At 54.7% G+C, this 22417-nt stretch carries 21 protein-coding genes; all 21 read right to left on the bottom strand.

Annotated features, from left to right (window positions below):
* Positions 1 to 251 precede the first annotated feature (251 nt).
* The gene (locus SOR61_RS05395; RefSeq protein ID WP_320611655.1) at positions 252 to 1685 is read right to left on the bottom strand and encodes a hypothetical protein; all 1434 of its coding nucleotides are present in this window, start codon (positions 1683 to 1685) and stop codon (positions 252 to 254) included.
* A 34-nt stretch (positions 1686 to 1719) separates the two neighbouring features.
* Positions 1720 to 2403, bottom strand: a complete 684-nt coding sequence (locus tag SOR61_RS05390) for a TIGR00266 family protein (RefSeq protein ID WP_320611654.1) — start codon at positions 2401 to 2403, stop codon at positions 1720 to 1722.
* A 60-nt stretch (positions 2404 to 2463) separates the two neighbouring features.
* Complete coding sequence (locus SOR61_RS05385; protein ID WP_320611653.1) at positions 2464 to 3303, bottom strand: DUF4428 domain-containing protein; 840 nt, start codon at positions 3301 to 3303, stop codon at positions 2464 to 2466.
* A 53-nt stretch (positions 3304 to 3356) separates the two neighbouring features.
* A complete protein-coding gene (locus SOR61_RS05380; protein WP_320611652.1) occupies positions 3357 to 4811 on the bottom strand; it encodes an SPFH domain-containing protein in 1455 nt (484 codons plus the stop codon).
* A 188-nt stretch (positions 4812 to 4999) separates the two neighbouring features.
* Complete coding sequence (locus tag SOR61_RS05375; protein WP_320611651.1) at positions 5000 to 5398, bottom strand: lipocalin family protein; 399 nt, start codon at positions 5396 to 5398, stop codon at positions 5000 to 5002.
* 155 nt (positions 5399 to 5553) lie between these two features.
* Positions 5554 to 5934, bottom strand: coding sequence for a hypothetical protein (locus SOR61_RS05370; protein ID WP_320611650.1), 381 nt, complete (start codon positions 5932 to 5934; stop codon positions 5554 to 5556).
* Between the two features lie 141 nt (positions 5935 to 6075).
* A complete protein-coding gene (locus SOR61_RS05365; protein WP_320611649.1) occupies positions 6076 to 6693 on the bottom strand; it encodes a response regulator transcription factor in 618 nt (205 codons plus the stop codon).
* Entirely contained in the window at positions 6690 to 8120 is a 1431-nt protein-coding gene (locus SOR61_RS05360; protein ID WP_320611648.1) for a hypothetical protein, read from the bottom strand. The genes SOR61_RS05365 and SOR61_RS05360 overlap by 4 nt, the downstream gene beginning before the upstream one ends.
* Positions 8113 to 10533: a histidine kinase N-terminal 7TM domain-containing protein gene (locus SOR61_RS05355; RefSeq protein WP_320611647.1), complete on the bottom strand. Its 2421-nt coding sequence runs from the start codon at positions 10531 to 10533 to the stop codon at positions 8113 to 8115. The genes SOR61_RS05360 and SOR61_RS05355 overlap by 8 nt, the downstream gene beginning before the upstream one ends.
* A complete protein-coding gene (locus tag SOR61_RS05350; RefSeq protein ID WP_320611646.1) occupies positions 10530 to 10883 on the bottom strand; it encodes a hypothetical protein in 354 nt (117 codons plus the stop codon). Before SOR61_RS05350 ends, SOR61_RS05355 begins: the two co-directional genes overlap by 4 nt.
* 174 nt (positions 10884 to 11057) lie before the next feature.
* Complete coding sequence (locus SOR61_RS05345) at positions 11058 to 12650, bottom strand: LuxR C-terminal-related transcriptional regulator (RefSeq protein WP_320611645.1); 1593 nt, start codon at positions 12648 to 12650, stop codon at positions 11058 to 11060.
* A gap of 21 nt (positions 12651 to 12671) precedes the next feature.
* Positions 12672 to 14036 (bottom strand): extracellular solute-binding protein, encoded by a 1365-nt coding sequence (locus SOR61_RS05340; protein WP_320611644.1) that lies wholly within the window; start codon positions 14034 to 14036, stop codon positions 12672 to 12674.
* 363 nt (positions 14037 to 14399) lie between these two features.
* On the bottom strand, positions 14400 to 14981 hold the full coding sequence (locus SOR61_RS05335; RefSeq protein ID WP_320611643.1) for a TetR/AcrR family transcriptional regulator: 582 nt from the start codon (positions 14979 to 14981) through the stop codon (positions 14400 to 14402).
* Positions 14982 to 15076: 95 nt separating this feature from the next.
* Positions 15077 to 15898, bottom strand: coding sequence for a class B sortase (locus SOR61_RS05330; RefSeq protein ID WP_320611642.1), 822 nt, complete (start codon positions 15896 to 15898; stop codon positions 15077 to 15079).
* A 41-nt stretch (positions 15899 to 15939) separates the two neighbouring features.
* A complete protein-coding gene (locus tag SOR61_RS05325) occupies positions 15940 to 17202 on the bottom strand; it encodes a hypothetical protein (RefSeq protein ID WP_320611641.1) in 1263 nt (420 codons plus the stop codon).
* Positions 17203 to 17207: 5 nt separating this feature from the next.
* Entirely contained in the window at positions 17208 to 17915 is a 708-nt protein-coding gene (locus SOR61_RS05320) for a hypothetical protein (protein ID WP_320611640.1), read from the bottom strand.
* Positions 17916 to 18846: 931 nt separating this feature from the next.
* Positions 18847 to 19755, bottom strand: coding sequence for a hypothetical protein (locus SOR61_RS05315; RefSeq protein WP_320611639.1), 909 nt, complete (start codon positions 19753 to 19755; stop codon positions 18847 to 18849).
* Positions 19718 to 20005: a hypothetical protein gene (locus SOR61_RS05310; RefSeq protein ID WP_320611638.1), complete on the bottom strand. Its 288-nt coding sequence runs from the start codon at positions 20003 to 20005 to the stop codon at positions 19718 to 19720. The genes SOR61_RS05315 and SOR61_RS05310 overlap by 38 nt, the downstream gene beginning before the upstream one ends.
* A gap of 165 nt (positions 20006 to 20170) precedes the next feature.
* Positions 20171 to 20290, bottom strand: coding sequence for a DUF3848 domain-containing protein (locus tag SOR61_RS05305; RefSeq protein ID WP_407066510.1), 120 nt, complete (start codon positions 20288 to 20290; stop codon positions 20171 to 20173).
* 229 nt (positions 20291 to 20519) lie between these two features.
* Positions 20520 to 21872, bottom strand: a complete 1353-nt coding sequence (locus SOR61_RS05300; protein ID WP_320611637.1) for a DUF4143 domain-containing protein — start codon at positions 21870 to 21872, stop codon at positions 20520 to 20522.
* A 176-nt stretch (positions 21873 to 22048) separates the two neighbouring features.
* Complete coding sequence (locus tag SOR61_RS05295; protein ID WP_320611636.1) at positions 22049 to 22204, bottom strand: hypothetical protein; 156 nt, start codon at positions 22202 to 22204, stop codon at positions 22049 to 22051.
* Between the last annotated feature and the right edge of the window lie 213 nt (positions 22205 to 22417).

Below are 22417 nucleotides of genomic sequence, written 5' to 3'. Positions count from 1 at the left end.
CCGTCAGGGGCCCGATTGGGCGCGCTCCCGCCCCAAAGCGGGGCGGGAGCCGGTTCCGCAGATGTGGGATCCCCGCTGACGGGCAGGCCCGGGTCAACGATCCAGTCTGCGTGTTTCAGCGCTGCGTTGGTAAAGTCCATCGTCAAGACAAGCGCCTGTTTTCTTGTGCGTTTTCCATGCGGTCTGCGTTCTTGCTGCGCAGCGCACCTGGGGAAGTCTCGCGCGTTTCCTCTTCCCCCTCCTCATTCCGCTCAGAAGCCGCTGAGCTGATATGCGACCAGTTCCTTCGCGGACTTGTCCGCTCTGGTCTCTGTCATAATCACCAGGATGCTGCCGTCGTCCAGCTTTGTGGCGCCGCAGAACCAGGGATAGCTGGTGCCGAACAGGTCGCCGTCATCGACTGCGCCTATGTAAGCGCCGTCCTTGGTCCAGAGCACCACCTCGCGCATGTTCCCGTCCAGGCCCAGGAAGCCGTTGGGGGTCTCTGTAACGAAGGTGACGCTTCCCAGCCCGCTGCCGTCGGAATCAGCCAGCGTCCGCTGCAAGGTACCCTTGGCGTCATAGACGAACACCTTATGGCCGCTTTCATCCGCAGCAGAGCCGCAGACATAGATGTGGTTCTCATCCACCAGCAGGTGGCTGACCGTACTGACTTCCTTGAAGATAAGCGGCTCGGTCTTCATGGTCCCGCCGGAAAGGGTGATCTTCTGGCACTCCCCGTTGGAGAACCAGTTGACGCCCCAGGTCCCGGAGGGATGCATGGCCACATGGTCCGGCCCTTCGTAGGAGGCGGTCTTTGCGCCGTCCTTCCAGCTGATCAGGGGAGCAGCAAAGTTGGACAGCCAGACGGTCCCGTTGGTGTCAACGGAAATGTCCTCATACTCTTTGTCCAGCGCAATATCCTCTGCAAACTTCAGGGATTTGCCGTCGTAGTCATAGCGCTTGAGCGCACCGTCCACCAGCAGGAAGGCCTGGTTTCCGCTGACCGCCACGGCGTGGTTAAAGGTCTCCTTGGTCATGATGCAGTCTGTAATGGGGATCCACTGGCTGTCCAGGGTATGGGTGCCCACCATGGCGCTGCGGGGCTGAGCGGAGTAGGGTTCCCCTTCCCAGTACCAGGGGCCGTCTTTATTGCCGGTGTCTTCCAGCTTGATGGTCAGGCCGGCCAGAAGCTTTTCTGCCTTTTCGTCCTTGTATTCTCCAATGAGCTGGATCATCACCGTTGCGCCGGCGCCCTCTACCCGGTTAAAGTACCGCAGACTGGACGAGCCCCAGCTGTTTCCTTCCTGCTTGAGGCAGTCAACGCCGCCTACATTGGTGAGCTCGTAAGCCTTATCCACGTATTCCCGCTCGTCGAACCCATAGCTGGTGAGATAGTCACGGAAGGAATAGGGGTCTTCCAGGGCAACATGGATCACCGCAGTGAGAACGTTTTTGTCTTCTTCTCCTTCTTTGGGGATGGACAGGGTGATCTTAGAGGAGGTCTCTCCATTGTAGAAGTCGTCCTCTTTGTAGACCCAGCCGTCCGCTTCGTCATAGACCAGGTCCCACAGGGCGGCGTTCACCGTCTTGGGGGACTTTGCCTCCGGAGCCGGCGCTTTCTTTTCCTCTTTTGTGCAGGCGGTGAGGCTGAGAAGCATCAGCGCCGCAAGAACCAGGCTCCATAATCCTTTTTTCTTCAACATGACTCGTCACCTCTTTTAATCGATACGCAGCTTATTATTTCTTATCGCCGAAAAATGGGAGCAGCAGTTCTGCCACTCTGCTGATGGGCATGGTCTGCAAAATCACCTTGCCCGGACCACGGACCACGGTATTGAAAATCCCCTCGCCGCCGAAGAGCATGTTCTTTGCCCCCTTGACCGTGACCACATCCATGGTGCAGGTCTCTTCCATGGCTGCCAGGTAGCCCGTGCTGATCACCATCTCCTGGCCGGCGCTCAGGTCATACTCCACCGCATGGCCGTCGATCTCCACAAAGGCTGTTCCGTGCCCGCTCAGCTTCTGCATCACGAAGCCTTCGCCTCCAAAGAGTCCCTTTCCCAGTTTTTTCTGGAAATACATGGACAGCTCCACGCTCTCTTCCGAGGCCAGGAAGGCGCTCTTCTGCACGATCATGGAATGACCGGCACTGATGTTCAGGGCTTTGATGGCACCGGGGAAGCTGGAGGCGAAGGCAATGGTCCCGTCTCCTCCCTCTGCGGTATACCGGTTCTGAAATATGGAGTCCCCGGATGCCAGCCGGCCCAGCATCTTTTTCATGCCGCCGCCGGAGGTGGTCTCCATCTTCATGTTCGGGCTCATCCAGCTCATGCTCCCGCTCTCGGTGATCATGGCTTCCCCCGGGGCTAACTCACACACGACAACGGGGAGGTTGCCGCCCAAAATTTCGTAGCTTTTCATGGTGTGACTCCTTTCCATGGCGCTGCTTCCTGTCTGTCCTGGTTTTTCCGGGTGTCTGTCTTATCCGTTGACCGCCCCGCCGCAGAATTCACAGCAGCCGCTGGCATCCGGCGTGGTGGTCGCACCGCAGTAGGGGCAGGTCACCGCGGCCTTGGGGGCCGCAGCCGCAGTTGCCTCCTCCCGGGCCTGCTGGCGGACCTGGAGCAGGGCCTCCCGGATCTCCTGGCCCATGGCCTCGTATTGCCGGTATTCCACACTGCCCTGTACTTCCTCTGCGTCGGAGAACTGGGAGCCTCCCCCCATCATAGCCCGGAAGCCGCCCCCCAACAGCCGGATGTCGTCCGGTCCGTCCAGCAGGGTCTCCACGTCGTTATCCACGGTCTCGCTGTTGAGCTGGAAACGGATCTCGTTGAAGTAGGGATGGTTGACGTGGATCACGATGGAGAAGTCGTAGGAGCAGGTATACCGCCTGGGGCTGAAGCTATGCCGCTCCCCTTCTTCGTCTCTGTACTCGATCTCCGTTTTGCTCTCGTCGATGTCCAGAATGCACCCGGTCACATCGGAGAAGGACAGCACGTCCGGGTTGGCCTCCGCCAGGTCTTTGGCGGAGGTGACCATGAACAGCCCTGCGTCCTCGTCCAGCAGCACCTTGGTCCTCTCGCCCAGGGTCCGGGTCACCCGGAAGGCAGAGACTTTTTCCTGGTTGGCCTCCCGGTACGCCAACTGCTCCTGGATCTCTGTCACCGTGCTCCGGCGGCGGTCGCTGAACCAGGGAGAGAGCTTGGCAGCGCAGCTTTTGCACAGATTGCCATCCTCCAGCTTTCGGTTGCCAAGCAGTCCGATCTCCCCGCCGCAGACCGAACATTCCTTTTTATCAAACAACTTCCCAAAAAGTCCCATATCCTCGTTCCTTTCTGAATCGTCTCAACTGTGGGTGCGTTTTTCCTCCCGGTTCACCCCTGCAGGTCCCCGTCGTCAAAGGGATCTCCGCACTCAGGGCAGAACTTGGGCGGATGGGCAGGGTCCTCCGGCTCCCAGCCGCACTTATCGCACTTGTACTGGGGAACGCCTGCGGGCTTGGGCTGGCCACACTCGGGGCAGAACTTCCCCTTGTTCACTGCGCCGCAGCTGCATACCCAGCCCTCCGGCTGCACTTCCGGCTTCTTGGTCCCGCACTCAGGGCAGAACTTTCCGGTGGCAGCTGTGCCGCACTGGGGACACGTCCAGCTCTCGGCGGCGGGCTTGGGTTCCGGCTTTTTGCTGCCGCAGTTGGGGCAGAAGTTGCCGGTGATGCCGCTCTCGCCGCAGATACAGTCCCACCCGGCAGGCGCAGCGGGGGCGGGCTGGGGCGGTGCAGGGGGCGGCGCAACGGGCTGGGGCGCAGGCTGCTCCTGCTGCTGGGCCCCCATCTGATAGAGGTTCTGGGGGTTCATGCCGCCCATTTGTCCGGCCATGCCCATGCCCATGAAGGCCATGGCAGGGCCGGCGTTCTGGTTGCTGGCTGCTGCCTGCATGGCGCTGGCCTGGGCGCCCACCAGATGGGCGGCTGCCCGGGTGGGGTCCATGAAGGCTGCGTTGCGCTGCAGCTCCTTGATCATCTGCTCGTCTTCCTCGTTGGCCTTGACGCTGGAGACGCCGAAGGACACGATCTCCATGCCCCGCAGGTCACGCCACTTGGAGGAGAGCTGCTCGTTGAGCGCCTCGGCCAGCTCCAGGGTGTGGCCGGGGAGGGCGGAGTAACGGATGCCCATCTCCGAGATCTTGGCGAAGGCAGGCTGGAGGGCGGTCAGAAGTTCTGTCTTCATCTGCCCTGCGATCTGCTCGGTCTTATAGTCCTCGCTCACGTTGCCGCAGACATTGGTGTAGAACAGCAGCGGGTTGTTCAGCCGGATGCTGTACTCGCCGAAGCACCGAAGACCAATGTCCAGGTCGATACCAGCCCGCTGGTCCACCACCCGGAAGGGGACCGGGCTGGGGGTACCGTACTTGTTGCCGGTGAGCTCCTTGGTGTTGAAGTAGTAGATGCGCTGGTCCTTGGGGGCCTCGCCGCCAAAGGTGAAGCGCTTTCCGATGTTCTGGAACACGCCCTTGATGGATTCACCCAGGTCACCGGAGAAGATGCTGGGCTCCGTGGACATATCATAGGTGTATTCCCCGGGCTCAGCGCACACATCCACCACTTTGCCCTGCTCTACGATGAGCATACATTGGCCCTCTGACACCGCAATGACAGAGCCGTTGGAGATGATATTGTCATCGCCCTTGTGGTTGCTGGAGCGGCCCGTGACCTTCTTTTTTCCTTTTACCGCCAGTACATCTGCGGGAATGGCCTCGCAATAGAAGAATTCTTTCCACTGATCGGCCATGACGCCGCCAGCTGCACCGAACGCAGCTTTGATAAGTCCCATAGTGTGATCTCCTTCCTCAGTTTTTATCTGCTTTTTATCCTGCGATTCTCTCCTTTGATTTCATTTTACTGGCTTCCCCTCTGCGCCGCCCTACCCGCTGCGGGTAGTTTTTCCAGCAACTTGCAAAAAACGGAGCGGCAAATGCCGCTCCGTTTGAAACCGTGTGCACAAAATTCCTTTGTAGGACCTTACTGCTTCACGAAGGTCAGGATCTCGCCTTCCACGTCCAAGACGATGGTCTTGCCGTCATAGGTGACGTCCAAAGAGTCGCCGGCTGCGCTCAGGGTCAGGGTGTCGCCATCCAGCTTCCAGGTACCGCTGACGTTGTCGCCTGCCTCCAAAACGCCCCAATCCAGGGTAAAGCTGTTGTCATCCTTCAGCTCCATGGCCACGATGATCTCGCTTCCCATGATTTCAGACATTTCCTTCATGGTGATCTCTTCGTCGCCGGACTTCATGGAATCCAGGTGGTAGGTACCGGCAGCGCTCTTTGCCTCGCTGGTGCCGCCGCCGCCACCGCCGCCGCAGGCCACCAGACCGACCATCATCGCCAGGGCTAACAGAACTGTCAATACTCGCTTCTTCATGTTCATCTTTCCTTTCTTTTTTGTTGTTTCTGCAGGGATCATACGATGCTCATAACCCTTCCAGGTTATTTCTACAGGGACACGCCTCTTTGCAGAAGGCACCCTTCCACCTGGGTCAGGGGCCTGTTCCCAGTGCAAAAGGATCTCTGCCCTCCTCAAAGAGATTGCAGGCTGGCCACCAGATAGTCCAGGGACACATCATAAAACACAAAGTCGTCGATCTCACCCTTTCGCTTGGCCTCAACGGCGCGGTGGACTGCCTCTTCCTGCCCCTCGGGGCACATCAGCATAAGCCGGCAGCGGGGCGCGACCTCCCGCAGCCATGCACACAGAGTCAGGCAAAAGCCAATGTCATGGGCGCCGCCCTCCGAGACCTCAAGCAGCACGCCGGCAGCCAGATGGCTGCGGATGGCCGCATCTACATGGTCATAGTCCGACTCATAGTACACCTGGATACCGGGGATATCACGCACCTTCGCCATCAACCCCTGGGCCAGCGATGCCCGCTGCATGATCAAAAGCACCGTTTTCAACATCCCCACCTCCTTGCCTATCGGATGTCTGGCTTTATTGTAGCGTCTTTTTGCGCCCTGCACCCTACCCGCAGCGGGTAGTCTTTTCTCCGGGCCAACAAAAATCCACCGGCAAATGCCGGTGGACTGAACACAGATTTCTTTTTAATACAGCGGATTGATCCAGCCGTTGTAGATCATATAGAAGGCCAGATCCACCGCCTTGGAAAAACCGGTCTTTCCCAGCATGTTCATCTTATGGTACTTGACGGTGTTTTCGCTGATAAACAGTTCCCGGGCAATCTCCTTATTGGTCATGTGCTTGCACATGAGACGAAGCACCTCCATCTCCCGGTCGGTCAGCGGGGCCTCCCCCTGGGGCATGGGGATGGTCCTGGGCTCCGGGAAGCTGCTGCCGCCCGCCATCACCGTCCGGGCCACCTCCAGAAAATCGTTGAGACTTCGGCTCTTGTAGACAAAGCCGTTGGCACCGGCAGCCTTGGCCCGGGGAATGTACGTGATCTCGTCAAAGGCCGTCATGACGATGATCTTGATCTCTCCACAGGTTTTGCGGATATCTTCCACAGCTTTCAGGCCGGAAGCCCCGCCCTCGGTACAGACATCCATCAGCACCAGATCCGGGTGCAGGTGCTTACAGAAATCCAGGGCGTACTCGGCGTTGGTCACTTCGCCCACCACGGAAAACTCTCCCGCAGCCGTCAGCGCCATGGTCAGCGATTCCCGCATGGATGCGTGGTCCTCTACGATCAGAACTTTGATCATTTCTGCACAGCCTCCTTTGGAACAGACAGTTCGATCCGAAATCGGGGTATGGTATAGAGCTCCAGCGTGCCCCCCAGCCGGCGGGCCCTGCGGCGCATTCCGCCAATGCCGCCTCCCTCCCTTATAGGCCCGGCGGGGGGGATGCCGTTGTCGGTGACTGTCATGCGCCAGCAGTCATTCTGGAAAAAATGGAACTGGACCCGGGTGGCATATCCGTGGCGCACTGCGTTGGTGACGCACTCCACTGCGATCTCGGCAAAGTTCCCGGCCACTTCTGTGTCCTCCGGCAGTTCCCCCCGGATCTCCACAGACACCTCCATGCCCTGAAAGGTTTCCTTCAGCATCTCCAGACGGTGAGCCGGGCTGGGGGGCTGTTCCTCCAGAAATGCCGAGGGAAGGTTGCGTACAAACTCCATCAGCAGGACCTCGTCCGGCTGCTTGTCGTCCCGCAGGGCCCGGAGCAGCAGGCTGATCCGCTGCCCCAAAAGATCATGGACCCTGCCCTTGCTCCGGGCGATCTCCTCCGCCTCGCAGATGGCCTGCAGATGCTCGATGGTGTGGCGGAGCTCCTGTCCCCGCTTCTCCAGCACCTGATTCTGGTGGGCGAGAAGGGTCACCGCATCCCACCGCTCCGTCACGTCATCGGCAGTCAGCAGCACCCAGGTCCGGCGCCCTATGGGAATGTCATGGGAGGCAATGCTCCACACAGAGGCGTCCGGAAGGCGGATCACCTGCTGGCCTCCCAGGGCCTCCCGTACGCAGCCTCTGCGCAGGGGGCCGCCCTCCAAACGCCGCTGAAATTCCCTCCCATCGTGCAGGGGACCATCGGTCATCTGCTGGGCCAGCACAGCCATACGGCGGTTGCACAGCAGGATGTCTCCCTCCCGGCGAAAGAACAGCAGCCCCGTATGCAGGGTATCGATGGCCTCCTTCACGGATATGGTGGAGAGCTGGGTATGGAGCGCCCGCCGGCGCGTCAGACAGAGGACTCCTCCGCGCAGGAGGAAAAAGAGAATCGCTGCAAGGAAAACCAGGGGGTACGCAGGCCCTGCCAGCCTTTCTGTCATGGGGAGCAGGACCGCTGTCCCACCCACGGCGAAGAAGGGCCGGAGCAGTTCGGTTCCCACCGCAGCCGCGGTGCCCAGCACCGCTGCCAGCAGAAACACCCCCTGCCGGGCAAGACCATAGGCGCTGGGGTCCAGAAAGCCGCAGAACAGCCCATACTGCACCTGCGCCAGGAGCGCAGCGAAGAGAAAGAGGGCGGCCAGGATGACGCACTCCATCCCGTTTTCCACCTGACGCACCCAGCTGGTGCGCAGGCGCCGGATGCTGTAGGAGATGGCCAGAGTCTGCAGCACGATGCACAGCGCCAGCACCATCACCAATGCTGTCAGCATCCACGGGGGCAAACGGTAAAACTCAGCCATAAACCTCACCTCCCAGGGGCAGGGTCATATAGATCCCGACGGCGTCATCCAGGTCCTTGCAGAGGATCTGGCCCCCCTGCCTGGCTACCGCCGACAGGAGTTCCTCCGAGAAGTGCCACTGTCCGGGATCTCTGCCCGGAAGGAACCGGAACACCAGCCGGTCTCCCTCCGGTTCCAGGTACCCCATGAGGGGAGAGGCTTCCTCTCGCAGGGCCCACGATATGGTCTCAAAGCCAAAGTCGTAGCAGAGCGCCGCCCTGCGGATCTCCAGGGCCCCGCTTTGTCCGCAGCGGATCAGCATCTGCAGCCCCGCATAGCGGGCAAGCTCTGCCAACTCGTCCAGATAAACGCTCAGTTCCTCTCCCTGAAGCGGTTCCCCCTGGCGGGCCAGAAAGAACAGATTGCAGCTGCGCTTGATGTGGCACAGACACAGGGTGATGTAAGCGGTCAGGCCACGGGGATGGTCTGCCGACGGCAGGGTTTTGATGAGGCGGGCCAGCGATGCAACCCGGCGTTCCATATCCCGGTCCAACTGCTCAAACAGGCGCCGCTTGGTCTCTGCCGTGAGCAGACGCTTTTTCACCTCACCCTCCTCCCGCAGCAGGGCATTGGCTGCCTCCAGCCGGACCTGCACGTCCTGGATCTCTCTCCGCAGCCGGTTGAGCTGAGAGAGGTCCTCCTGCCACACCGCCATGCCCCCGTGGATGGGGACCGCATGGAACTGGGTATTGCTGTCCCGCAGCAGCGGCTGCTCCATGTCCATGCGCAGCCGCTTCCAGACGGAATGGGAAACAGGGCGCACCCCCCGGGAGGCCAGGACCGTGCGTCCGCTCTCATCCAGCAGGGTCAGGCTGATGGGCGCCGAAGCAAACAGGCGCTGATATTGGAGATTGACCGGGACCAGCCTTGCATGGAGCGTCGCTTCAAAGAAAAGGGCGGACAGGATGCAGATGTTGACCGTAAAGTCGCTCTCCCACGCCAGCGGCACCCGCTTGACATAGGCAGCAAGGTAGACCACCAGTCCCGCGCAGAACAGCAGAGAGACCACCCTGCCTCTTCGGGAGGCACTCCTGCGGCCCTTGCGGAACAGCTTCCAGACGGCAGCGGCCAGAAACAGGAGGAAGCCCGCCATAATGATCCAATATCCCGGCCCATAACGGTAATCGCTGGCCCAGTTTCCCTCCGGCGCAAAACGGAACACCAGCTGGTGAACATCATTGGTCAGCACCAGCAGCACCGAAAGCACATAACAGACAAGGGGCGGCCAAAGGGGCCGCACCAGGGTCCTCTCCCCCTCGGCCCGGTCCAGAATGGTGGCCAGATACAAAAGGGCCACCGGCAGCGCCAGCTGAAAGAGATAGTAGCCATACCAGCACATTCGACTGGGGAGCCCGTCCGGCGCCAGCTGATACTTGAACAGGCGCAGCAGGAGCCACCCTACCATCAGCCATCCCAGCAGATCGACCACCAGGCGGATATCACGGCGGACCATTCGGTGGGATACCGTTCCTTTCCACAGCAAGATGGCGGCGGTGATCAGCAGGGCGGACAGAATATGCTCCCGCAGGTCGGCCGTGGTATAGAGCCGGGTATGGAACACCTGCCGGCGCAGATCTCTGCTGCTGTCCCCGGCCACCTCCAGAAACCAGTCATAGTCCTTCTCTCCCAGGGTGCGGGCTGACCCATACTCCTCAGGGAAGCCCTCGGGCCTCTCTCCGCTGGACAGCGGCAGGCCCGCCGCCAGAAGGGCTTCATCCAGTCCAGGCTCCAGTGTCAGGGGGACCTCCGAGAGCAGCCCCAAACGGTAAGACAGGGTCCCTTCTTCCGGCACAATGATCTCATAGGCCCCTCCCTGCCGGTTCCATGCAGCGGCTTCGTAGTCCAGGCAGAGCAGAACAGGGGCATCGGATCCCTCGATCTCGAATCCTCCATGCTGGTACAGATACTCCAGAAACTCCAGGGCATCCTGTTTGGCAGGCTCCTTCCGGTCCAGCCCGTAGGCCAGCGCCCCCATGACCAGCATATTGCGGATGATAGAGGTGGTGCTCACGCCAACAGGGGCTCCGCTCTCCCGCAGGCTGTTCCAGCCGGTGATCACTGCATCGGTCCGCGTACGGTCCACTGCCAGGACCACCGTGGCCGATACATGGGGATACCAATACCGTCCGATCCCCCGGGCCATGGCCGGGATAGCCTGCACATCAAAGCAGGCCGCCGTATTGCCCCGGGATACCTCCGCATAGAGGGAATCCTCCACTTCCTCTATCCCATACCCGGCAAGGAAGGGATGCAGCGCCCCGCTGTAGGTCCCGGCCCCCTCTGCCGCAGGGATCAAACGTCCTCCAGAGGCCGCCGTGCTGCATCCGGTCAGCAGCAGGCACAGAAGGAGGAGCAACGGCCATCTCCTTCTCATGGCGCCACCGGCTCCCCGAACTCCTGCATCCGTCCGGCACACTCCCGGCACAGATCCATCTCGTCGCAGATGAGGAAGCAGGTATCACAGACCAGCCGCCGGCAGATGGGACATTGGCTGAACCGCTCTCTGGCCTCCTGCCCGGCGGACAACCGGGCCCGCTGCTTCTCCCTCTGGTAGAGGGCATCATAGAGTTCCTTCTTCTCCTGGTGGCGGGCCGCCTGGGCCGCCTTGGAAAACGGAACGCTGCTGCTGTACCAAAACTCGCCGCACACCTCACAGCGAATGGAAAAACAGAAATACCGGGGTGTGCCGCAATCCTCCAGATGACTGCACAACAGATCGATCATATCGTGCACCTCCTTCCATTTCTACTCCTGTTATAACAGGAGTAGCCCCCGGACGCATATGGTATGCCGGACACTTTTTCCCGCTTTTTGCAAACGGTATCCATTGGATAATAGAGAAAGCGCACAAAACCAGTCTTCCGGTTTTGTGCGCTTTGCTGTGCCATGGCAGTATGCTCAGGAGAGTTCCTGCAGTCTTCCGCAGCGGCGGAGCAGATCGATGTAGAGCATCAGTTCATCCCGGGAGGCGACCCCCAGCTTCTCATAAATGCTCCGGTTGTGTTTTCGGACCGTGCTCATGCTGATAAATGCCAGATCCGGGATCTCTGCGATCTCGTGGCCGTCAATGTAGTAGCGCAGGATATTCCGCTCTGCCTCTGTCAAAAGATCGTTTCGCGCGATGAACTGGTCAAAGAGCTCTGCGATGTTGGGGGGGAGCTCTCCCTGCTCCAGCCGCTGGTTCCGGGCCCGGGCATTCAGGAACTCTGCCAGTTCATCCACCTCCGAAATTCCAGAGGACATGGCCTGTCCCAGCAGTTCTTCCAGCTGGAACCGCTTCAGGCTGTCGGTGATGGGGCGGACAAATCTCCGGGCCAGGAAGAAGGAGAGCGTCAGCAGCGCCAGAAGAAGCACCAGGGCCGCAATGACCCAGGTCCTCTGTACGCCGGCTGTGTAGGCCGCATAGCTGTCCTGGGGGCTCAGGATGGCGGCGGCCCAGACGGTCCCCTCCCCCTCTTCCCGGGCGATGCGAATGGTCTGATGCAGACCGATATACCGCTCGTCCCCTGTATCATATTCGTTGTAATATCGGCCCTGATGGATGACAAGGGTCTCCCGGCCATCTAGGTAGGTACCGCTGACGCTGCCCACCAACCCCTCGGACAGCTGGAGCCGGCCGTCCCGGATGGGGGCCAGCACAGTAACAGCGGAGCCGAATTGACCCTCTACTGTGGGATAGGAAAACTGGAAATACAGGGCGCTGATCTCCACGCCGCAGACCCCGTACACGGTCCCGCCGCTGCCCACAATGGGGACGCACAGCAGCATGGCAGATTCCCAGGTATCCTTTAAGTCGAACCGCTGGGACCAGAAGTAGCGTTCTGCCGGTCGGGTCAGAGGCATGTCCATCAGGTCCCGGAGCCCTGGGACCTGATCGGTGTCAAACTCCAGATTCCACCGGTTGTGCAGTTCCAGATCCTTTTTCCGGGCGATGTCCGGGATGCCCCGGAAGTAGACCACCGTGGGCGTGACCGGGCTGCTGGCGCTGAGGTTGGAGTAGCGCAGGTGGAGCCCGCTCCGGGAATGGTCTGCCACCGCCAGCCCGGTGTTGGTGGTGGCATTCAACATGGCATACGCACCATTGCAGTTGGCTGCCTGGAGGGTGGTGCTGACCAGCGGGTACATGACCTCCTGCAGCTTCAGCAGCCGCTCCGGGTCATCATTCACCTCCTGCAGGGAGATGCCCTCCTCTACCAGCACCCCCTCGATCTCCCGGCTCAGCTCCCGGGATAAATGCAGGCTCTGGGCGGTCAGGTGCTCCAGATGACTGGTGAGATTATCCTTTGTGTTTTTCAGGTGGAGCTCCATCACCTCATGGAGCTGCGCATCGTCCCGGGAAAAGGCCCCGGCAATGGACAGCAGGAGGATCACCGCCGCAAAGACCACCAGGATCATGGAGACCCAGTAGAGCATCAGTTTTCTCTGCATGCCGACGCTCTGCTTTTTGTCAAAGGCACTCAGTGCCCGGAGCCCCTTCAGCTTGTTCAGCACGGTGTTTCCTCCTCTCCTGTGTCATCGCTCCATGATCTCACGGAAGGCCTGGAGCCGTTCTGCACCGATCTGTTCCAGGCCGGTTTCTCCGGCGGCCAGATAGTCCTGGCGGCCCAGGGCAAGCTGCGCCCGCACACGGTCCTCCAGGGTCGTTTCCAGGCTCAGATAGGTCTCCAGCTGCGGCGGCACATAAAACGAGTAGGTTTCCTGGGTGTCCAGATACGCCTGATAGAGCGAGGCATATTTGGCGCTCTCCAGTCCCTCGATGGCCTTTGGCAGCTCGTTTTCAAATGCAGCCTTGGTCACTGGCATGTAGCCTGTTCGGGTCACGAACTCCACATTGTGTTTCGGTTCGGTCAGCCACTTGAGAAAGGTCACCGCAGCCCGCTCCCGCTCCGGGGTGGAGCGCACTGCGCAGAAGCCCGCCCCCCTCTGCATCACCAGCCGGTCTCCCTTTTCAAAGACCGGGCAGGGGCGGGAGACGATGGTGATATCCTCGGATGTATTATCCGGGTAGGTCACCACATCGCTGTAATAGAGGATACTGGCAGAGGAGGCCACACTGACAATGCTCTCACCGGTGCGGATGGACTCGGTAGCGTACCCACCCTTGAGCCAGACGCCTCCCCGAAGGGCAGCCCGGGCCAGCGGTTCCCACGCTGTCTGGAACGCAGGCCCAAAGGCCAGCCTGTCTCCCTGGAAGAAATCCTCACCCAGAGACTCCGCTCCTACCTGGAAGTAGTTAAAGTAGTAGTCGTGGACAAACATGGACTTGGCATCCCCCGGAATATCCGGTGTCTTTCCATCGGTCCATGTCGCATAGAGCTCAGCAGCCTCGAAGAGCCCCTCCCAGGTGTCCAGATCCTCCATGGTCACACCGGTGGCTTGGGAGAAGCGGTCGAAGATGGTCTGATTGATGAACATGATCTCTGTGGATTTGGCCACCGGAAGGATGAGCAGACGGTCGTTTATTGTGCCTTCCTCCAGGAACGCCGGAAGAAAGGCGTCCAGTTCTTTCTCGCTGAAGTAGTCCCGGTAATCCACCAGAATGCTGTCATCAGGCAGCGCCATCACCGTCTTGGGATAGGAGATGAAGAGGTCAGGCAGCTCCGAAGCCCCCGGCTCCCCGTTGGCCGCAGCCAGGACCAGCTCGTGGATCGTATTGGTGTTGGACACGGAAGTGACCTGTACATTGATCTGCTTCTCCTTTCCCACCGTCCGGTTAAACTGGTTGATGAGGTCATTCAATGGGGAATCGGTCTGTCCGCCATAGACATGCCAGACCGTAATGGTGGTCGGCGTCTCCTCTTGTTCCGTTGTGTCAGAACAGCCTGCAAAAAGCAACAACACAGGAATCAGCAAAAAAATGAATGCTCTGCTCTTCATATCTCCATCCCACGCTCCTATGTTCTGTTTCCACGAAAATCGTTATGTTTCAGTATAGCACAGATCCTCTTCTTCTCCCCTACCCGCAGTGGGTAGTCTCTTTTCCTTCCACATTGTCCGTTCTCTTTTCACCCCTATTATAAAGGCTGAAAACAGGCATTACAAGCACGGTCCTTCTTCCCTCTTCAAAAAACTGGCTCTTGTGATACGATCGGGGCGCCACTTAGCCCTCATTTTACACAAATTTTGGGTGGTTATCCACTGGATAACCACCCAAAACCAGGTAAAAATCAAGGGCGGGCAAACTGCAAAGAGCGTTTTCAAACTCTCCAAATGAAAAAACTCCCGGAAAAACAATGCTTTTCAATCAAAGAGTTCACGGCATGTCCCCCGAATCACCGTTTCGATAACCTCCTGCTGATATAAGCCTCCAATTCTATCCCAATGCAATACGGTCAGAACCAGGAGTTGTATGGTCGCAACAGCCAGATCAAAACTGCATTTCGGCTGTAAGCCTGCAGCTTTTAGGAGCGCTAAGATATTCGCTTTGTATTGTTCGTCATGTGCTTTACGCTCTTCCGCAGGAAGCCGTGACAGAAGATACTGCACATCTTTTTTTATAAATGGGACCACACCTGAGGTGTGGAGGTGTTTACAAGCAGAAAGCGTCATTTTGGATGCCACTTCAAACGCTGGCAGGGCATTCTCTGATTGGATCGCCTCTCCTGCGGCCTTATATGTCTCCTGCTCAATACCCTTCAACACTTCCAAATAAAGCAATTCTTTAGATGGGAAGAATCGATAAAACGAACCCTTCGCAATGTTAGATGTTTCTGTAATGACCTCCAGAGAGGTTAGTTTCACTCCAACGGAAATCGCACACTGCCGGGCTTTGTCCAACATTGTTTGACGGATCGTAACAAGTTCCTGTTCACTAAATGCCATATTTTTTCCTTTCATATTCTTAGAATCTGTATAGGTAAGATTCTGCAAAAGATCGCTACACCAAATCCAACCAAATTATAACCCACTCTATCGATTCATTTCACTTTTCTCGCAGCTACAATCAGTCTTCCATTCTCTGTATGATAGCTGCAAGTTGAAAGAATGAGAATCTGCTCTCCATAAACAGGGTTTATCTTCGTGTCATACAGCGACTGCCCTCGCAGCCATTCTGTTAATTCCGAAAACTTTGAATCGCTTAATGCTCCGGTATAGCGGTAATACTGAAAATCCAAAGTATCTGCTGCAAGGATTTTTGTTTTTACAACGGCGAATATTTCATAGATTCGCTGTTCATCTACGGTATCAAGCGTAAAGTATTTCTGCTGGGACCAAAACTCGGGACCTGTATAATATTCGAGCGTGCCGAACATAGAGCCGTTCTTCATCTTATGTCCATAAATGATAAAGCAGTCACTGTCCAGAGAGGCATCTGCCCCAATAAACGGTGTTCCACTTATGGAAGCGGAGCGATCAAATGCACGACGTAAATAGTACTCCGGTTTATCTGGTGTGAACATCACAGGATAATTTACGTTGGTTCCTGGCATTTGAAGCCATGCAGCAAAGTCGGGATTCCTCTGTGCTAATTCAGCATACGGATTAACAGGGCTGTCTCCATTTTCCGTCGCGTTATCAGGATTCTTCAAAGGGAGGTCTCCCTTGTCGGTTGCACTTTCTTCGTCTATGTAGTGGTATGGAATGATGTTCGATAATTCCTCAAAAGCTTCCTGTTCTCTTTTCGCCTCAAAAAATTGGGAGAGTATCATAAAGAAAGATATTGCTGCAATCGCACACAGAAACACAAGCAGAAATAAAAACAAAAGATCCTTGCTCTTTTTTCGCCTTCTCTTATCCAAAGAACTCGTCACCTCCTTGAAAAATCGGTTATGTTTCAGAATTACTCCGCATAATCCTCCTTCTGAGTGAAGAGAGGAACGAGTAGCGTAAGGTTGCTCAATGTCACATTGCCCGTATTCTTCACCGTGAATGTATAGGTGATGACATCTTCTGCCACTACCGTATTCTTGTCTGCCACTTTTGAAAATAAAAGCGCTGGATTCTGCGGCTCTACTGTAACCGTGCTACTTGCACTTGAGCTTCCACCGTTGCTCTTATCCTTATCAGATCCTGCATAATCTACCCGAATGGTATTCGTAATTTTTTTGACTTGATCCGGCTCATTCACAACAGCTCGATAACGGTATCTGCTCGCTTGATTATAGTCGAGCGTCCCCCCCTCCGAGGACGTTGCATTATCTCCTACATAGAAAATCAGAGAGCGGTTATTCTCATCATAAACCACCTCATCGTCGCCCGAAACATCGGTCCGGGGACTCCAGTTATTTCCGCTGAAACAAGAAGCACTGCCAGAGATATACTCCACGCCATCCGGCAATCTGTCCGTTGCCGTAGTAAGTGTGGCTCGATCGTAGCCAATGTTTTTCATATCGATGGTATATTCCAGGATATCTCCCCCCATCGCAACTTGTGCGCCAGGACGGGTAATATTCTTTACGGACTTCTCCACCTGTACATTCGGCGCATACAACTCCACTTCTGTAGTGACAATAGTTGGGTAATACACGTCGCCAACAGATGTCAAATAAAGACCGACTTTGTCTTGTTCATTCTCTATTTTACCATCAATGTTGATGATCTTAGCGTCTGTACCAAAGGTATTGGTGTAAGCAGGGATACGATTTGCGATCACCTCACCATTACAAGTTACGGCTGAATTCGCAATATTATCTTGATCGTTCAATCCATCATAAACCCTCGGGTTATTGGCATCCGGAACCTTACCAAGCGTCATATAGTCCCCTTTGCCCGAATAGTCTCCTTCCCATGTAACCATTCCCAGCTTACCGTGAACTGTACCGGCCGGCGGAGTCACTAAACCAGTGAGCTGTATTGCGATGGCCATGTTTTTATCTGCATATCGATGTCCAAAGAACACATTAAGGTCATTTCTCGGTTTTGTATCATCTGCATAGACCAAAACCAAAGCCCAGCCACCATAGGTATCATAACCGGTAGATATCGGAAGGTCACCTGCCCAATAGGTGCCCGCCCCACCTTCTTTGACCATCTCAGTCACATCAGCATAGGCGGTATAATCATTCTTATAATTTGTAAGACGATTGGATCTCGTCGGGCTCACCGTCGTTATCCCGTCATTTGGGGCGTTTTAAACTTGATAACCGGACCGGCTGCAATCTCCGCTTCTGCTGCCGCTTGCGGTTCTTCCTGCGGTGTTTTGCCGGACACTTGGCTGCCGGTACGTGTTTTATCACCAGCCTTGGTTGTACCACCCCAGACCAAAAACGCTTTATGAATCCGCGCTTGGCCGGTTACTTCAATTTCATCTGCAGAGGAGTTGCGGGTACTCGGATCACTATCAGCATCGTACTCACCCATATACAGATCATTATTTTGTGAACTTCCTCGACCTCCAGCTCCAGTCATTCCATAGCTATCAATGTACTTTTGCGTATAATAGCGGGAATCGGGCATATGCAGCGTATTACCAGTAATTTTGATTTCACCTTTCATCTGGGTGCTATAAATACACTGGAACGCCAATTGGTTGGAAGGGAGGGGGGCCGCCACAGTCGAACCGGAGGGCGACAAAGTGTTGGCAGAAGCACTTTCCCTGGCAGCTCCGCCCTCGGTCACTATCGAATTCTCGGGACGTATAGCGGACTCCTTTTCTATACTTTCTCCACCCAAAGCACCTGACCGTACCGCTTCCTTCGGATAGATTGTCATTACACTATTATCTTTATAGACAGTCATCATCCCCAAAAACGCTCCAAATACTAGGGCGAAAATCATTAGAACGGAAAAAACTCTTGTTCGTAGCTTATGGTTCATCTCATTTCCTCCAATTTATTTTTTATATAGGTGACTCCTCTATTTTACAAGTTAATTTTTAGATTATTTTCTAAGAAAAGGAAGCACCTTAATAATATAATCAATTTCACCTCCGCAACAGATTGATATGTAGTCTGTATGCTCCCAAACAATCAGGAAAGCGCATGTTCTACCAACTTATATTGCATCCCACAAATCCAACGATGTGACCAAATAATCATAATAGTCACCAAAAGAGTGTCATATGTTGCTCTCAAAATATATTTGCGCAGTAGTACTTCCTATTATCTATGAACACCAATCTACTATATGACCATAGTACCAGAATGGTCAAAAAAGTAAAGAACTAATTCAACGTTTTATCAGCAAGCAACAGCACTATCAACAATTTGTTCTTGCATCTTTCATAGACCACTTCTCGGGCCGAAAACTGCGCGCCATCCATTCCGCTTGTTCCGGGCAGAATTTCTTTTCCCCTCTCAGAGCAGCATCCCAGTTTTTTCTCTCAAATGATACCAGAATTGACCTATTGACATCCTGATCTGTGTATGCTATATTCTAAAAAAATTTTAATATTTCAAACCGTTGAAGCGGAGATAACGGCAATGATGCCTTTACAGAGAGCCTGTGGTGCTGAGAATCAGGTAAGAAACAAGTTGTCAAATGGACCGCTGAGGGCGCAGTCAAATGTGATTTCACAAAGTATTCTGCGACGTTGCAGGCAGACGTCATTTGCCGGGGATATGTTGGTATCCTGCTAAGTGCACGGGTCATGCCGTGAATCAAGGTGGCACCGCGGATAAGTGTTTTATTCGTCCTTGACAGAAGGTATCTTTCTGTCAAGGACGCTTTATTTTTAGGGGACTCCTTTGACTGAGATATCAAGTCAAAGGGGTCTTTCCCTTTTTCAGGAGGTTGCAATATGCTGCTTTTAGAACGTTGGTGGCGCTGCATACTGCTCCAGACGGTTTGAAGGGATGCCGCACATGGCTACACGCCCCGTATCCGGGATGTTCCGGGTGGTCAGATGCAGATCAAGCAGCTCCGCCGCCTGTCTTGCGTCCTCGCCGTACATCTCAAAGAAATCGCCCACCTGATACAGCACCATATCGTCGGGGTGCGCTTCCTTTACGGCGTTGTACTCGTTCCAGCCCGCATTTCGCTCTGTGTTTTGCCGCTGAAGCTCTTCGTACTGTGTCTTTTCCTCCGGCGTCAGAAAGCGGTCTTTACGGATCAGCTCGGAGATACGCTTGGCGACATTCGCCCAGTTCATCTGCACATCCGGGCAGTCCTGCTTTTTCAGGACGATGCCTTTTCCGCCGTGCTCCTCACCGCTGTGCGTCGCACCGGATACTGCGTGAGACCTGCCGCCGATGCCGTATTCGTTTTTCAGAAAGTCCACTTGTTCCTTAGAGCTGTGCTTTTCTGTGAAATAGGCGTAGATGCGCCCCTTTCCGCCGTCAATGCCGCTCCCACGGGTCAGAGAGGCGGAGATTTCATCCTCAGTGATAAATCTTCCGACAGATGGGATCTCCGCCATATCCGAATGGTATTCTCTGCGTTCCAGCGGAAGCTCGCTGAGCTGCGTCCAAATCTTCTGCTGATTATGGAAGCGGAAGCGCATGAGGCTTTTGTCCTGAGAATAGGCGGCGGAGAACGCGGCAAACTCATCCTTCAGCGTCTGGTAAAACGCTGCATCCTTCAAGGCTTCCGCAAGACGGGCGGTGGCGTCGGGAAACCCTCCGCGTTGGTAATCGTCCAGACAGGAAAGATAGCCCTGTTTACCGGCTTCCTCGCTGAGATCACGGTGCAGATACCAAAGGGACTTCGCAAGCTCCATCAATCAGATCGAGTTCATCATCCGTAAGTCGCATTAGACTTTTTATTAGGTCTGCGTCCTCAATCTCGTCAAGCCACCAGAATTTAACATCCTCAGTCGATTGCTGACATACAGCCAAAGCATCAATAAATTTATGCAATAAAGGGTTGTATCCCTCTTCCTCCATGTCAGGCTCTTCAAGAACGTCCAAACGCTGCGTATGACGTTGGTAGGCAATATCTCTGTTAAATTGATGCAGATCATTTAACATCTTTCGCATTCAAAACAACACATCTCCCATCGACATTAGATTATTGTTTAGAGTGATTTTATTACGTGCCGAGCAACGCCTTGTACCTGAAAGCTCCGCACCTTTATTGTTTTGCCCGGGTATCGAGCCTCGTTTTCATAGAGAACGGCATAAACGCAATAAGGATTATTCGTAGCAGTGGTTCAGGATTTCGTCGGGCGGCTGGGAAAGCAGCCACTCCCGATACTTCTCTTGTTCTGCGAACACCTTCTTGTATAAAGCGGTGTTCAGTTCTTCGTTTGTCATTTTGCTTCCTCCTTCATAAAGATTTAGCCGCCGATGAGGGAATCGCCGGCGGCTATGTAGCATTCAATTGAGAAGTTGAACATATTTTTAGCCAAGTTCTCAACGGAAGTGAACTTTGACAAAAAGAAAGACCGTCCACTTTTTCAATGAACGGTCGAATCGGGTTGTATTCCGTTTTGCAGGGAATTTTTGCCAGATTTTTTGCTGTATGCTCCCCATGCTGTCTTTGTTATTCCGCTTCTTCTTCAGCGTGAAAACCAGCCATAAATCTTTTCAGCAGAAATGTGCAGAAGTACGGGAATGTGTATATCCTGTTCTCATGCCCGATATTGTTCTTTGAGAACTTAATCCCATATCTGATATCCGGGTAGTGATCAGAGGCAATCAATGTTTTCATTGATTTTGCCCGCCCACTTTTCGCCTTTACTTCAACAGGAATCAAGGATGCGGTTGAACGAATGAAGAAATCGGCTTCCAGCGTGGAATCCTCTTTTTTGTAATAGAACAGCTTATATCCTTGCTTGATGAGAGCTTCTCCTACCATGTTCTCATAGAGGGCTCCCTTATAAACACCCAGGTTCTTATTGGCTCTTAAATCCTCCTGCGATTCATCATCCAGCATGGATACCAGAAGACCCGTATCCGCAAAATACAGCTTGAATGTGTTGGGCTCGTAATTACCTCCCAATGGCAGTTCCGGAAACTCCATGCAGTAACAGATGTTGACCATACCTGCATCCGAAAGCCACTCTGCGCATCCTCGATAATCCCGGAATCTTGCGCCGGATGCCACCTTGGAAATCTGGAATTTTTTGTTTTCCCTTGCAAGCTGCGGCGCAACCCGGTTGAACACATTGATAATTCTTGTTTGATCGATTCCGGTGGCATACTTGCGAATATCTTCTTTATAGTCCGCTATGAGCTGCTTCTGCGTATCAAGCGATCCCTCAAAGGTGTTTCGCTCGATATACTCCGCGACGACAGCAGGCATTCCGCCAAGGATATTGTAATCCAGAAACAGCGAATGGAAGACATTCATCTCCAACTCGCTAAAAGGATTGAATTCCTTCATATGGGAAAGCAGGTTTTCTACCGTGTCATCTCCATAGCCCTTTGCCCACAAGAACTCCTCGAAATCCATCGAAAACATCTCATAGTCTTTTTTATACCCTACGCTGTTGCTTTCGATCTTCTTGTAATTGACTCCCAGCATTGACCCACTGCAAATCACATCAAACCGCCCATCTATGCAGAAGAACTTGAGCGATGTTGCAATTTCCGGAAACTCCGTAATCTCGTCGAAGAAGATCAGCGTCTTTTCGGGCACAAACTTCTTTGTCGGGTCAATGAGTGAAATGTTCTTGATAATGTCAGCGGCTTCATATCCGTCCGCGATGATTCCCTTGTATTTCTCGTCACGGACAAAATTGATCTCGATCACATTTTCGTAATGATCGGCAGCAAAATGCAGGATCGATTCCGTTTTGCCTATTTGACGGCTTCCCTTGACAATAAGGGGCTTTCTGTTTTTATCTGCTTTCCATTCCTCTAAGAAGGCATCTACTTTTCTTTTCAAATACATCTGAATCACTCTCCAGCATGAGTTTCCTGCTTCATTATACACAAAACATGGGCGATTGTCAATCCGCTCCGCACATTTCATGGGCGAATAGAAGTCGCTCCGCACACATTTTTAGATTATCGACCTCATTAGTTTATGATAGCCGCAAGGTTTTGATTCCTTGCGGCTATCATTGGTTACTTCATGATTTTCAGTAACAGCGCATTGACATCTTCGGTCGGTTTGCCCTGTGCGACCAGCTTGTTTCGGAACCCCAGGAGCGCATATTTAGCGAGCCGGAGTTCTTCCGGATTTAACTCAACAATTCGCTTATCCTTTTTGCGTCTGAACATATCAGGCACCTCCGTCCTTTGATCTGACTTCATTGTAGCGACGGAAATGCCGTATTGCAAATGTGCGGATCGTTTCATCGCTCCCTGTCATCGCTGGAGCGGCTCGGTTCTTCATCGGCTCGCTCACCGTCAACGATCTCGTTCTCTCTTTTGTCGAGATTGAGCATCGCATTCAGTTCATTTAGCCGTTCCGATTTGGCTTTCAGTTCTTCC

It is taken from the genome of Evtepia sp. (assembly GCF_034090835.1).
Lineage (GTDB): Bacteria > Bacillota > Clostridia > Oscillospirales > Oscillospiraceae > Evtepia.
Note: the sequence above shows the minus strand (reverse complement) of the source record. Positions and strands in the feature narration are given on the sequence as shown.